This is a genomic window from Streptomyces sp. NPDC036815 (assembly GCF_055609205.1).
In genome coordinates, this window is record NZ_JBVJPW010000003.1 from 426113 (window position 1) to 439378 (window position 13266).

Annotated in this window: 13 protein-coding genes and 2 riboswitches; of the genes, 6 read left to right on the top strand and 7 right to left on the bottom strand. The window is 71.1% G+C overall.

All coding sequences use genetic code 11. From position 1 onward, the window contains the following. Nucleotides 1–14 precede the first annotated feature (14 nt). The 3 genes from ACZ69I_RS10725 to pstS form a co-directional block, all read right to left on the bottom strand. The gene (locus ACZ69I_RS10725; RefSeq protein ID WP_470831513.1) at nt 15–1514 is read right to left on the bottom strand and encodes a CoA-acylating methylmalonate-semialdehyde dehydrogenase; all 1500 of its coding nucleotides are present in this window, start codon (nt 1512–1514) and stop codon (nt 15–17) included. Nucleotides 1515–1725: 211 nt separating this feature from the next. Next, a riboswitch (cobalamin riboswitch) is annotated at nt 1726–1906 on the bottom strand. A gap of 57 nt (nt 1907–1963) precedes the next feature. Continuing rightward, nucleotides 1964–2299: an SCO0607 family lipoprotein gene (locus ACZ69I_RS10730; protein WP_470831514.1), complete on the bottom strand. Its 336-nt coding sequence runs from the start codon at nt 2297–2299 to the stop codon at nt 1964–1966. Nucleotides 2300–2432: 133 nt separating this feature from the next. Then, entirely contained in the window at nt 2433–3587 is a 1155-nt protein-coding gene (pstS, locus tag ACZ69I_RS10735) for a phosphate ABC transporter substrate-binding protein PstS (protein WP_470831516.1), read from the bottom strand. Nucleotides 3588–3861: 274 nt separating this feature from the next. On the opposite strand from pstS, the gene ACZ69I_RS10740 reads away from it, so the two are divergent. Then, entirely contained in the window at nt 3862–4584 is a 723-nt protein-coding gene (locus ACZ69I_RS10740; protein WP_470831517.1) for a transporter substrate-binding domain-containing protein, read from the top strand. Nucleotides 4585–4619: 35 nt separating this feature from the next. On the opposite strand, the gene ACZ69I_RS10745 is transcribed toward ACZ69I_RS10740, so the two are convergent. The 3 genes from ACZ69I_RS10745 to ACZ69I_RS10755 all read right to left on the bottom strand — a co-directional run bounded on the left by ACZ69I_RS10745 (nt 4620) and on the right by ACZ69I_RS10755 (nt 7348). Beyond that, nucleotides 4620–5372, bottom strand: a complete 753-nt coding sequence (locus tag ACZ69I_RS10745; protein ID WP_470831519.1) for an SDR family oxidoreductase — start codon at nt 5370–5372, stop codon at nt 4620–4622. Continuing rightward, nucleotides 5369–6589, bottom strand: coding sequence for an acyl-CoA dehydrogenase family protein (locus ACZ69I_RS10750; RefSeq protein ID WP_470831521.1), 1221 nt, complete (start codon nt 6587–6589; stop codon nt 5369–5371). Before ACZ69I_RS10750 ends, ACZ69I_RS10745 begins: the two co-directional genes overlap by 4 nt. A gap of 120 nt (nt 6590–6709) precedes the next feature. Continuing rightward, nucleotides 6710–7348 carry an HAD family hydrolase gene (locus ACZ69I_RS10755; RefSeq protein WP_470831522.1) on the bottom strand — a complete coding sequence of 213 codons (639 nt, stop codon included), beginning with the start codon at nt 7346–7348 and terminating at the stop codon, nt 6710–6712. 150 nt (nt 7349–7498) lie between these two features. Here ACZ69I_RS10755 and ACZ69I_RS10760 point away from each other — a divergent pair, with 150 nt between their 5' ends. The 5 genes from ACZ69I_RS10760 to ACZ69I_RS10780 all read left to right on the top strand — a co-directional run bounded on the left by ACZ69I_RS10760 (nt 7499) and on the right by ACZ69I_RS10780 (nt 12063). Next, complete coding sequence (locus ACZ69I_RS10760) at nt 7499–8449, top strand: alpha/beta fold hydrolase (RefSeq protein ID WP_470831523.1); 951 nt, start codon at nt 7499–7501, stop codon at nt 8447–8449. Between the two features lie 84 nt (nt 8450–8533). After that, entirely contained in the window at nt 8534–9190 is a 657-nt protein-coding gene (locus ACZ69I_RS10765; protein ID WP_467675469.1) for a TetR/AcrR family transcriptional regulator, read from the top strand. Nucleotides 9191–9271: 81 nt separating this feature from the next. Next, the gene (locus ACZ69I_RS10770) at nt 9272–9796 is read left to right on the top strand and encodes a GNAT family N-acetyltransferase (RefSeq protein ID WP_470831525.1); all 525 of its coding nucleotides are present in this window, start codon (nt 9272–9274) and stop codon (nt 9794–9796) included. Nucleotides 9797–9895: 99 nt separating this feature from the next. Continuing rightward, nucleotides 9896–11110: a hypothetical protein gene (locus ACZ69I_RS10775; RefSeq protein WP_470831526.1), complete on the top strand. Its 1215-nt coding sequence runs from the start codon at nt 9896–9898 to the stop codon at nt 11108–11110. Continuing rightward, complete coding sequence (locus ACZ69I_RS10780) at nt 11107–12063, top strand: hypothetical protein (RefSeq protein ID WP_470831528.1); 957 nt, start codon at nt 11107–11109, stop codon at nt 12061–12063. The genes ACZ69I_RS10775 and ACZ69I_RS10780 overlap by 4 nt, the downstream gene beginning before the upstream one ends. Here the strand turns inward: ACZ69I_RS10780 and ACZ69I_RS10785 are convergent. Beyond that, on the bottom strand, nt 12023–12694 hold the full coding sequence (locus ACZ69I_RS10785; RefSeq protein WP_470831530.1) for a DUF6629 family protein: 672 nt from the start codon (nt 12692–12694) through the stop codon (nt 12023–12025). The genes ACZ69I_RS10780 and ACZ69I_RS10785 overlap by 41 nt on opposite strands. A gap of 182 nt (nt 12695–12876) precedes the next feature. Beyond that, a riboswitch (cobalamin riboswitch) is annotated at nt 12877–13111 on the top strand. Nucleotides 13112–13266: the final 155 nt, after the last annotated feature.

Here is a 13266-nt window from a genome sequence, read left to right on the forward strand (position 1 = left end):
CGATGTCATCGCCGTCATCCCATCGTCGGGATGGTGAAGCTCGCACCCTCCCTGGCCCCGGAGGGCCAGCGCGAGGTGACGGTCTTCGTACGGGTGTAGAAGCGGACGGCGTCGGGGCCGTGCTGGTTGAGGTCGCCGAAGCCGGACCGCTTCCAGCCTCCGAAGGTGTGGTACGCCACCGGTACGGGGATCGGCACGTTGATCCCGACCATGCCGGCGCCGACGCGGCGGGTGAAGTCGCGGGCGGTGTCGCCGTCCCTGGTGAAGAGGGCCACGCCGTTGCCGTAGGGGTGTTCGGTGGGCAGGCGCAGAGCGGTCTCGTAGTCGGCCGCGCGGACCACGCACAGCACCGGGCCGAAGATCTCCTCGCGGTAGATCCGCATGCGCGGCGAGACGCGGTCGAAGAGCGTGGCTCCGGCGAAGAAGCCGTTCTCGTGGCCAGGGAGGGTGAAGTCCCTCCCGTCCACGATCAGTTCGGCCCCTTCGTTGACGCCGATGTCCACGTAACGGCGGACCCGGTCGAGAGCGTCTCGGCTCACCAGCGGGCCGAAGTCGGCCCCGGGGTCGTCGGAGGGGCCGATGCGCAGGTCGGCGACGCGTTCCTTGAGCCGGGCGACGAGCGCGTCGGCGGTCTCCTCGCCCACGGGGACGGCGACCGCGATGGCCATGCAGCGCTCCCCCGCCGAGCCGTACCCGGCGCCGACGAGGGCGTCGACGGCCTGGTCGAGGTCGGCGTCCGGCATGACGATCATGTGGTTCTTGGCGCCGCCGAAGCACTGGGCGCGTTTGCCGTGCGCGGCGGCGGTGGCGTAGATGTGCGCGGCGATCGGCGTGGACCCGACGAAGCCGAGCGCCTGGACCCGGGGGTCCTCCAGGAGGGTGTCGACGGTCTCCTTGCCTCCGTTGACGACGTTCAGGACACCGGGCGGCAGACCCGCCTCCAGGAACAGTTCGGCGAGCCTGAGCGGGACGGAGGGCGCGCGTTCGGACGGCTTGAGGACGAAGGAGTTGCCGCAGGCGAGCGCGGGGGCCGCCTTCCACAGCGGGATCATGGCGGGGAAGTTGAACGGGGTGATCCCTGCGGTGACGCCGAGGGGCACCCGCAGGGAGTGCACGTCGATGCCGGTACCGGCGTTGTCGGTGAACTCGCCCTTGAGGAGGTGCGGGATGCCCGCGGCGAACTCGACTACTTCGAGGCCGCGTTGCAGGTCACCGTGGGCGTCGGAGACCGTCTTGCCGTGCTCGCTGGAGAGCAGCCGGGCCAGGGACTCCCGCTCCTCGTCGACGAGTTGGAGGAAACGCAGCATGACGCGGGCGCGCCGCTGCGGGTTCCACTCCCCCCACGCACGCTGCGCGGACTCGGCGTCGGCGATCGCCGCGACCGTCTCGTCACGCCCGGCCAGCGGCACATGTGCCTGTACAAAGCCGGTGTTGGGGTCGTACACGTCGGCGAAGAGCCCGGACGCCCCGCGCACGTGTTTGCCGCCGATGAAATGTGTCAGTTCACGGACCATGAGAGCCTGCTCTCGTCAGGTGAGTCCGGGGATGGCACGGCAGGCCGTCGGCGCCACCGGGTGCGGTGGGCGGGCGGTTCTGACGTGGGACGCGAAGGCCTAAGAGCCGTCGTGGAGTCGGGCGTCGACAGGGGTCGCCGCTCGCTTCGCCGGATCACCTGGGTCGTGGTCACGGACCGGTGCCATGCGTGTCTGCTCCATCCTCGTGGACAACACGGAACACCCCGCGGCCGGTATCCTGACTCCCGGATCAGCGCGCGTTCTCCCGCCTTCCCGACGGGACGTGCTCCGTCAGTGGCGTATCGCTCGGCGAGAACGCACTCCCCGGTCACAGTGGCGGGACCGCGCCGGATTCACACCGGCTTCCCTGCACCGCGGGCTCTGGTCACGAACATATAGTTGGACGTCCTAGTAAGTCCACCCCGTCCGGCGAGTCGGCGTCCGCGCGATCACTCGCCGTCCTTCAGCTTCACGATCCTGCCGTCCTTGTCGAGCGTGTGATCGTTCCAGTACGTGTCCCACTTGTCCCCGACATGCTCGGGGACCTTCCCCTGCGGGTAGCGGGCATAGCCCTTGGGCGGCTCCTCCCCGTCGGGCTGGCACGCCGACCCGCTGCCACCCACCCGCAGGACGGGATACTCGCCGCCGCCGCAGATCGCGTCCTCCGTGGAACAGGCGGAGAGCACGCCACCCACCGCACCAGCCAGCGCGAGTCCCACCGCGACCCGCGCCACACGGCCGCCGATCGCTCGCGGGGCGGTACGAACTCGGATCTTCCTGGCCACTGTCGGCTCCTTCATGTCGGCTCGTCGCACGTTGCCACACCAGCTTGCGCGAGCCGTGGCTCCCGATCATGAGTACGGGTACTCAAAGAGGAGCGGCCCCTCGGTCACCCGCACGGGAAGCCGCACCCGTACGTCAGGACAGGGTGCCGACCACGTCGCGCACCTGACCGGCGACCGATTCGGGGAGCGGCGCGTAGTGCAGGCCGGACAGGTCCTTCTGGCCCGCCTCACTCGCCGTGTACGTCAGGAACGACTTGAGGGCGGGCAGCGTCTCCTCGTGGTTTCCCTTGTCGCAGACGATCTCGTAGGTCACCTGGACGATCGGGTACGCACCCGGATGCGCGGCGCCGTAGCGGAACTTCAGCTTCATGTCCCGGCCCTTGCCCGCGACGCGCGCCTGCGCGATTCCGGCCGACGCCGTCGTCGGCGTCGGTGCGACCGGGGCGGGCGCGCCCGTGTCGATGCTCACGGTCTTGATCCGCCGGTCCCGCGCGAAGGACAGCTCGAAGTAGCCGATGGCACCGAACCCCGAGGTCACCTCCGATGCCACGCCGCTGGACCCGCTCGCGGAGGCGCCGCCCCCGCCCTGCCAGGCCTTGCCGACCGGGTGGGCCCAGGCGGCGGGCGCCGCGCCCGCGAGGTAGGCCTGGAAGTTCTGGGTGGTGCCGGAGTCGTCCGACCGGTGCACGGGGCGGACCGGCATGGACGGCAGATCGGCGTCGGGGTTGAGGCGCCGGATCGCCGGATCGTCCCATGAGGTGATCTTCCGGTCGAAGATTCCGGCGAGGGTCGGGGCGTCCAGGACGAGGTCCTCCACGCCCGGCAGGTCGTACCCGATCGCGATGGGCCCGCCGACCATGGGCAGGTCGATCGCGCGCCCGCCCCGGCAGACGTCCTTCGAGCGCTCGACCTCCTCGGGCTTCAGCGCGCTGTCGGAGCCGCCGAACGCCGTCGCGCCCCGCAGGAACTGCGCGCCGCCCGCCCCCGACCCGATCGGGTTGTACGCGATCCGCACGCCCGGGCACGCGCGCTGGTACTGCTTGATCCAGTACTTCATGGCGTTCTGCTGGGCGCTCGACCCCGTACCCGGAACCTTGCCGGTGTCGGCGCAGTCGATCCCCGCGACGGCGGAGGAACGCGCGGCGCCCCGCTCGTCGCCGTCCCCGTCGTCACCCCCGATGCCCGCGACTCCGCATCCCGCGAGGGAGAGCGAGAGCAGAACGGTGAGGCAGACCGCCGCGTGCGCTCTGCCTCCTTGGTACGTACGTCCTGGACGTGGGCGTTGCAACGTTGTCCCCTCGGGGTACCGCGACATGGGTCTCGACCGGCCGTGCGTCTCGACCGGCTGTCTGTTCCGACCGACTCCGGGCCGGACCTCAGATGTTCGCCGATCCGCGGCAGCGGCGGGTGAAGCAAGGGCGAACATCGAGCGACGTGCTGCGATACGGGAATCGAGCGGTAGGCAGGCATGTACGCACGGTGTTCGGGGGGGGGCGAGGGCCCGGAGAGGGGGCAGAGCCTCTCACCGGTCGTCCCCCGGAGCATGTCCTAAACTCCGCCCCATGAAGAGCACGCCCGCTGCCGTCGCCGAGGACCTGGCCCCGACCGGCGTGCTCCGAGCGTCCATCAATCTGGGCAACCCCATCCTCGCCCAGGGCACTTCGGCCGCTCCCTCCGGCATCACCGTCGACATCGCGCGCGAGATCGGTGCCCGCCTCGGCGTCCCCGTGGAACTCCGCTGCTTCGACGCCGCACGCAAGTCGTACGAAGCCATGGCGGAGGGCCGGGCCGACCTCTGCTTCCTCGCCGTCGAGCCGGCCCGTGAGGCCGAGGTCGCCTTCACCGCCCCGTACGTGGTGATCGAGGGCGTGTACGCCGTCCCCCGGGAATCGCCCTTCACCGCGGCGGCCGACGTCGACCGGGCGGGGGTGCGGATCGGGGTGAAACGGGGCTCCGCCTACGACCTGTTCCTCTCCCGCACGCTGCGGCACGCGAGCGTCGTACGCGGCGACGAGGGAGTCGACGTGTTCCGCGCCGAGGGCCTGGAGGTCGCGGCGGGCATCAGGCAGCCGCTGACCGCGTACGTGGCGGACCACCCCGAACTGCGGCTGATCGAGGACCGGTTCATGCAGATCCGGCAGGCGGTCGGCACGACACGGGACCGCGCGTCCGGGACGGTCGAGTTCCTCCGCGACCTCGTCGAGGAGCTCAAGGCCACGGGGTTCGTCGCCGCTTCGCTGCGGCGCTCCGGACAGAACGAGTCGCCGGCCGCCCCGCCCGGGTAGTTCGCCCCTCCCCGATCAGAACGGTCCGCTCCTCCTCACAGCGGTCCCGACCCGAGGAGCTGCCCGCCGTCGACGACGAGCGTCTCGCCGGTGATCCAGCGTGCGCCGTCACCGGCGAGGAACGCCACGGCCTCACCCAGGTCCTCGGGTTCGCCGATGCGGCCCAGCGGAGTGGCCGCGGCGACCCGCGCCTCGTTCTCCTGCCAGAGCGCCTCGGCGAGCCGGGTGCGCACGACGCCGGGAGCGATGGCGTTCACGCGGACCTTCGGGCCGAGTTCCAGGGCGAGTTGCTTGGTGAGGTGGATGAGCGCGGCCTTGGACACGTGGTAGATCCCGACGTCCTGAGCCACCGAAAGCCCGCCGATCGAGGCGGTGTTGACGATCGAGCCGCCGTGCTCCCCCATCCACGCCTTCACCGCGAGCGACGTCCACAGGATCGGCGCCCACAGATTGACGTCCATCGTCTTGGCGAAGCGCCCGTGGTCCTGGTCGATGACCGGCCCGTACGCGGGGTTCGTACCGGCGTTGTTCACCAGGATGTCCAGGCGTCCGTACGTCGCCACGGTGTGGTCGACGCAGGCGCGAGCGGCGGCTTCGTCGGTGGCGTGGGCGCCGAACCCGGCCACGGCGCCGCCGAGTTCACGAGCCGCCTCCTCGGCGCGTTCCGCGCTGCGCGAGGTGATCACGACCTGGGCGCCCCGGTCGCGCAGGGCCGCGGCCGCCGCGAGGCCGATGCCCCGCGACGCGCCCGTGACGACGGCGACCTTCCCGTCGAGCGGGCCGCTCATCGCGCGCTCCGCTCGGCCTCGCGGCGCCGCAGCTCGCGCACGGCGATGGTGCGCTTGTGCACCTCGTCGGGGCCGTCGGCGAGGCGCAGGGTGCGCAGATGGGCGTACATGCTCGCGAGCGGGAAGTCGTCGCTCACACCGGCGCCGCCGTGCACCTGGATCGCGCGGTCGACGACCTTGAGGGCGACCTCGGGCGCCGCGACCTTGATCGCGGCGATCTCCGTGCGGGCCTCCTTGTTGCCGACGGTGTCCATGAGATGTGCGGCCTTGAGGGTCAGCAGGCGGGCCATGTCGATCTCGACACGGGACTCGGCGATCCAGTCCTGGATGTTGGCCCGGTCGGACAGGGGCGCGCCGAAGGTCGTACGCGACTGCGCACGGTCGATCATCAGGTCGAGGGCGCGCTCCGCCATGCCGATCGTGCGCATGCAGTGGTGGATGCGGCCGGGGCCGAGCCGGGCCTGACTGATCATGAAGCCGTCGCCCTCGCCCGCGAGCAGAGCGGTGCGCGGGACGCGGACGTCCTCGAAGAGCACCTCCGCGTGGCCCTCGCGGTCCTGGTAGCCGAAGACGGGCAGGCCCCGCAGGACGGTGACGCCGGGGGTGTCGAGCGGGACGACCATCATGCTCTGCTGCCGGTAGCTCGGCCCATCGGGGTCCGTCTTGCCCATGACGATGAGCACGCGGCAGTTCCTGTGCAGGGCGTTCGAGGTCCACCACTTGCGGCCGTTGAGAACGTACTCGTCGCCGTCGCGGACCATCCGCATCTCGATGTTGCGGGCGTCGGAGCTGGCGACCGCGGGTTCGGTCATCGCGAACGCGGAGGCGATCTCACCCGCGAGCAGCGGCCTCAGCCACTTCTCCTTGTGCTCGTCGGTGCCGAAGAGGGTGAGGACCTCCATGTTGCCGGTGTCCGGCGCGTTGCAGTTGGTGGCCTCGGGGGCGAGGTGCGCGCTGCGGCCCATGATCTCGGCGAGTGTCGCGTACTCCAGGTTGGTCAGGCCGGGGCCCCACTCGGGGTGGGGGTGGAAGAGATTCCACAGGCCCTGCCGCCTCGCCTCGGCCTTGAGCTCTTCGAGGACCGGCGGGTGGAAGTGCGGGTCGCCCGACTCCGCCATCTGCGCCTCGTACACCGCCTCGGCGGGGTAGACGTGCTCGTCCATATAGGCGAGCAGCCGCTCCTGGTACTCCTTGGCCCTGTCGCTCACGTCGAACACGGGTCGTCCTCCACGGTCCTGGTCGGGAACTGAGTCTGCAAACCGAGTCTGGAAGTCTGGCCCGGGGCACGCCCGGGTGGATACACCACCGGCTCCTGCGGGCCGTGTCACGGGCGGGCGTCAGGTGCGGGGCGCGGGGCCGAGGAGCCGTGCCAGCTCGGCCGCCGTCGTGGCGGCGTCGCGGTGCACGATTCCGGCGATGCCGAGCCGCTGGGCGGCCACGATGTTCTGGGGCAGGTCGTCGACGAGGACCGTCTCCTCGGGCCGCGCGCCGAGCCGCTCGCAGGCGATGGCGTACGCCCGCCGCGAGGGCTTGCGCACCCCGATCTCGCCCGACACCGTCACGGCGTCGAACATGCCGGCGAGGTCGAAGCCCGCGTAGCAGGCGTCGCCGAGGGAGTTGGAGAGAAGCCCGGCCCGGTGTCCGTCGGCCCGCACCTTCGCCACCAGAGCGATCATGTCGGAGTCCGGGCTCAGCCGCGCCTGGATACGGCTCACCAGGCCCGGCCCTTCGACCACCACCCCGTGCGCCCGCAGCCGCGCCGCGAAGCAGTCATCGAAGTCCCGTTCCCCGATGCGCCCTTCCTCGTGCGCCACGAGCAGCGCACCGCACGCGTCGTCCTCGGAGAGCATCCTGAGCAACAGCCGCGGGTCGTCGGCCAGTTCTCCGCCGATGGCCTCGAAGGCGGCGACGACGCTCGTGGTGAGCACCCCGCCGAAGTCGAACAGGACCGCACCGCGCGTCCGCACGTCGCTCATCGCACCGCACCTTCACTCGCCTCGGGTCCCGTCAACGTATTTGAATCCGGGTTCAAGTTCAAGAGTCGTCGGCCCTCGGCTTCCCGCACCCGCTCCGGTACCTTTGAACCCAATGTCGAGTTCAGTACACGCGACAGGGGAGGTCCGCACATGAGCACTCACATCTCGGTCGCCGACTGGGAGCGCGTCGCGACGCGCGAGGTCACCGTCGGCGACGTCACCCTCAGAGTCTTCGACCACGGCGAGGGGCGGCCGGGCCGGCCCCCGGTGGTGCTGTGCCACGGCTTTCCCGAGCTGGCGTTCTCCTGGCGTCATCAGCTCTTCGCGCTGGCGGAGGCCGGGTACCGCGTCCTGGTCCCCGACATGCGGGGCTACGGCGGGAGCTCACGGCCCGCCGACGCCGACGCGTACGACATCCTGACGCTCTGCGGCGACCTGATCGCGGTCGTCGACGACGTGGGCGCGCGGGACGCGATCTTCATCGGGCACGACTGGGGCGCGGCCGTGGTGTGGCAGTTGGCCCTGGCTCACCCGGAGCGGGTGCGCGCGGTGGCCGGGATGAGCGTGCCGGTGACGATGCGGGCGCCCGCGGCTCCGGTGCCGATCCTGCGCGAGCGGCTCGGCGACGACTTCTACATGGTGTGGTTCCAGGAGCCGGGCGTCGCGGACGCGGCCCTGCGCCAGGACGTGCGCAGGACCCTCGTCACGAAGGAGATCTACTCCCCCGCGTGGGCCGCCCGGACCGAACGCGCCGAGGGCGAGCTGTCACCGCCCCCGTGGCTCGACGACGACGAACTCGCCTACTACGTGGACACGTTCGAGCGGACCGGCTTCACCGGCGGCCTCAACTACTACCGCAACCTGGACCGCAACTGGGCCCTCACCGAGCACCTGGCCGACCGCCGCATCACCCGTCCCGCACTGTTCATCACCGGCTCCAAGGACGTCGTCGCGCAGTTCATGCCCGCGAAGGACCTCGACCGGATGCTGACCGATCAGCGCGGAAACATCGTGCTCGACGGCGCGGGCCACTGGATTCAGCAGGAGCGGCCCGACGAGGTGAACGCCGCTCTCCTGAAGTTCCTCTCCGAACTCGGCTGATAACATCCGCTGCCCATCGATACGTACGGAACCGATGCGCCCAGACCGACGCGTACAGGTTCGAACTCCGGCGAATGGATCGCAGTGGCTGCCCAGGCCCCGGCCGCGGACGGCGGCCAGAAGCAACCGATCACTCCTCGCAGCGCTCGCGGCCTCAGAACGCGCAATGCCCTGATCGCCGCCGCCCGCGAGGTGTTCGAACGCGACGGCTATCTGGACGCCCGCATCACGGACATCTCCAAGGCGGCACACGTCGCCTCCGGGTCGTTCTACACGTATTTCAACAGCAAGGACGAGATCTTCCAGGCGCTGGTCGAGCAGGTGCAGGAGGAGATGCTCCACCCGCACCTGCGCGAGCGCACCGGCATCACCGATCCCCGTGAGCTCATCGACGCCTCGAACCGCGAATACCTGCGCGCGTACAAGAAGAACGCACGCCTGATGGCGCTGTTCGAGCAAGTCGCCCAGGTCGACGAGCAGTTCATGGCCCTGCGCATCGAGCGCGGCAACGCCTTCGCCCGCCGCAACGCCAAGCTCATCCGGACCCTCCAGGAGAACGGCCAGGCCGACACGAGCCTGGACCCGCTGATCACCGCGCACGCCCTGTCCGTGATGGTGAGCCGCATGGCCTACATGGTGTTCGTGCTCGGGCAGCGCATTCCGTACGAGCGGCTCGTCACGACGCTGAACACCATCTGGGAGAACGGACTGCGGCTGACGGACCCCCCGGCGAGGACCTGACCGGGGGATCTGCCCGCGCACCACGGTCACCGGGCGAGTAAGGGTTGTTGTGCACAAGGTCCTTACATCAGGGTGATCGTCATGCGAGAGCCCACCGAACAACTCACCCTGCGCCGCGAACAAGCCACCCCTCTGCGCCCCGACGTCCGCCGGGCGGTGGAGGCCGACCTTCCCGAACTCGTGCGCCTGCGGGCGCTGCTCTTCGAGACCCTCGGCGGAGAGTACTTCAACCCCTCGCCGGAGGAGGACGGATGGCGCCGCAACCTCGCCTCTGTCCTGCGGGACCAGCTGACGGCGGACGCCGCGCGCATCCTCGTCGTGGACGGTGAACACGGCCTCGCCGCCTGCGGCATCGGCACCGTCGAGCAGTGGTTCCCCGGCCCGCACAACCCCAACGGCCGGGTCGGCCATGTGATCGGCGTGGTCACCGACCCCGCGTACCGGCGGCGCGGCCACAGCCGGGCGATCATGCGGGCGCTGCTCGACTGGTTCCGCGCGAGTGAGGCCTCCCGCGTCGATCTGTACGCCTCCCCCGAGGGCGAACCGCTCTACCGGAACCTGGGCTTCGTCGACCACCCCGACCCGGCGCTGTACTGGCGCCCGTGAGCCCCGGGGCATCCATGCCCGACCCATCCATCGGCGAAAGGGATACCGGGCGCCGGGCCTCCGCAGCATGATGAAAGGAGGCGATACGGGGGTGCCGTCATGGCTGTTCGCGCTGGTTCGGGTGGCGTGCGGGTTCCGATGTGGGCGTATGCCGTCGTCGGGTTCGTGCTGGTGGTGGGGCTGTTCTTCGGGATAAGAGGAGTGGCGTCGCCCGGCGGCGGAGCGCGGAGTGGCGGAGGCGACTCGGGGTCTCTGGACGGGGGCACGGGGACGGACACCGGTGGCGGTGACACGGGGGCCGCGGGGGGTGGCGGGGACCCGGGGAGCGGCACGACGAGCGGGTCTTCGGGTGGGGCTCCGAGCGGGTCGGACGGGTCTTCAAGTGGGTCGGGCGGGTCTTCGAGCGGCGCCTGGCAGACCGGTGGCGGGGACGGAGGGAAGGACCGGGACCGGGGCAGCGTCGGGGGCGGCGGCGGTGGGGACCACGGAGGCGGGCAGCCACCCAGCTGGCTGCCGTGGGGGCCCAAGTCGCCCAACACGGACGAGGCGTTCGAGCCCGACAGTCTGTACGACCTGCTCCAGCAGGGCGAGTGCCAACAGGCGTACGACAGCGCGACCGCCTCCCACAGAGGGAATGACAACTCGGCGACCTCCGCGTCCTGGAAGGTCATCGAGGGGCTTGCCGGGATCTGCAAGGCAGCTCACGGTGAGAGCGGCGGACTCACCATCGCGACCAGGGCCGAGGCCGGGCTGCGTGCGGCCGGGTACCGCCCCGGGAGCACCGCGTACCTGTGCAAGGACGGCGACGCCTACGCGATCCTGCAGCGCTTCGTCGCCTACTACACGCGGCACCCCGCCGAGCACGTGGCGCTGCGGGCCGCTCCCCCGGGCACCGCGGCCTGCGGCAATCAGATCGCCGCCAAACGGACGAGGATCACGCCCGGCGACACACTCGGCGTCTACGGCACCTGGCCGGACGCGCCGGACACCGTGGAACTGCGCGCCGCGGAACTGCCGGCGCCGCTCGTCCTGCGGCCCTTCGGCGACGCGGACGACAGGGCGAGGTGCTGCAAGGACGGGACCGTCGCCGTGGACCTGCCGGGGCCCGACGGCTACGGCGGCCGGCGTCCGACAGTGATCGACGTGACGCTCGTGACGAAGAACGGCGTCAGGGTCGCGAAGCCGGCGGCGTTCACGCTCGACTGGAGCGGCACCCCACCGCAGCCTCCGTCCTCGTCCTCGACCAGGTCCTCGTCCCCGTCGCCTTCGCTGTCGGCCCGCGCACCCGGCCCGAGCGGCACGCTCACCCGATGAACGAGCCGCCGGAACCGGAGCCTGATCCGGTCCCCGGGCCGGAACCGGGCGCCGACCCGGAACCGGCACCGGCCCCGGACCCCGAACCGGACCCCGAACCCCAAAGCCCCACCCCGTCCCCCGTCCCCACCCCCGCCGACCCCAGAGTCGGCTGGGTGGAGATCGTCGGCGCCATCGGGTCCCTCGTCACCCTGCTGACCGCGGTCCTCTTCTACTTCGGCTGGGCGAGCACCGACGCCGAGACCAGGGCACTGGGGCTGCGCGACACCGTGTTCCACTTCTCCACCAGCGACTATCTGTTGCGCAGCGTCAGCGCGCTCTATCTTCCCGCCTGGCTGGCCGCGGGCGCCGCGCTCGGCGTGCTCGGGCTGCTCCGCTGGGCGGCGGGCGAACCGGAACGACTCGACCGCGCCGTGCGGGTGCTGCGGTTCGCCTGGGCCGTGCCCGTCGTCCTCGTACCGCTGTATCCGCTCAGCCCGTGGGTGTTCGACCTGCTGCTGCCGCTCACCGCGATCGGCGGCTTCGCGCTCAACGCGTACGCCCGCACCCGCACGCGCCGGGACCTGCGGCTCTGGGGGCTCACGCTGTTCGTCTGTGTCCTGTCTCTGTTCTGGGCCGTGTCGGCGTACGCGGCGATCGCGGGCCGCGGCCGCGCGGACCTGACCGAGCGCACCCTCCGGAACGAATTCCCCGCGGTCGTCGTCTTCAGCGAGAAGGACTTGATGATCCGGGGCGGCGGCAGCTGTTTCCGGCGCGTCACCGACAAGGGCAGTGCGTACGCGTACGAGTACGCCGGTCTGCGCCTGTTCCACGTCTCCGGAGACCGCATCTTCCTCGTCCCACGGAACTGGTCCCCCGGGGACGGCACGCTCTACGTCCTCGAAGAGGGGGCGGGTCAGCGCGTCGACCTGCTCAGCGGGGCCGGTCGCCGGGCACGGGAATGCCGGGGCTAGGGCCGCTCGTCCGGATCGGCGGACGGCGCCTTGCGACCCGGAGCAGCAGAATGACCGAGCACACCGCGGCGAACGCGCACCACGTCGAGATGTACTCCTGTCGCCACAGCACGACGGACACCGCGGCCCCGCCCGCGACCAGGACGCCGAAGAGGACCAGGCCCCGGTCGCCGGACAGGAGCAGCGAGCCGATGGTGGCGAGGAGGTAACCCGCGATGATCAGGTGCGCCCGCGGCAGTCCCACGGAGTATCCGACCGTGTGCCCGCGGATCTCGGCCGTCACGGTGCGCGTCGCCAGTACGTAAGTGAGCGTCGCCGCCGTCGCGATGCCCGCCGCCATCGGGACGAACAGTCGGCGTCGGGCGCTGGGCGGCGCGGAGCACAGTACGGCCGCCGGTACCCACAGGGGAAGGAGCGGAAGCGCGATGACGGCCCAGGCGACCGTGGCGGGTCCGGTACCGCCGTCGTGGTGCCAGACCGCTGCCTCGATGAGCTGGTGGAGGCCCAGGACGAGCGGCAGCGCGGCCAGCGGCAGGTCACGGGGGCGCCGGGCCGCCAGGGTCACGGAGGCAACCCCCACGGCCGTGATGCCCGCGCCCGCGACGAGGTCGGCCGTCTCGCTCCAGCACATGGCAGCCACAGTACGGTCGCCCCGGCGCGGGAGCGCGTCGGCCGCGCCTTTCGGGGAGTTCCCCCGGGCGCGGGCCCGCTCGCCACTTCCCGCCCTCCGCGTCGGCGAAGCACGCGCCTCACGTGTTCCACCTCACCTTTCCCATCCCCAACACGACGCGCTCCACCGGCGGGTGGCCCCGTATGGTGATCGATACAGCTGGTTCGCCCCGTCCGCCAGGCGGGAGCGTCGCAAGAGGGAACCCGGTGTGAATCCGGGACTGCCCCGCAGCGGTGAGCGGGAACGACCGCCGTCACACGCACTGGGACCGGAGTCCGGTCCTGGGAAGCGACGGCCAGTAGGTGTCCGACCGCCTTCTCCAGGAAGGCGCTGGACCGGCCCGCGAGTCCGAAGACCTGCCCGCTGTCCGTGCGCGCACCATGCGTGCGCGGATATCTCGGTGACCTCGAGGGCGGGTCGGCGTGCACACCGGACGGGCGACCGCGTCGACGACGCGATCCCGACCCGCCAGGTGCTGCCACCCTTCGCGCTCTCGTCCCGTCTCCGGGATCTCAGGGATTCATCTCGCGAAG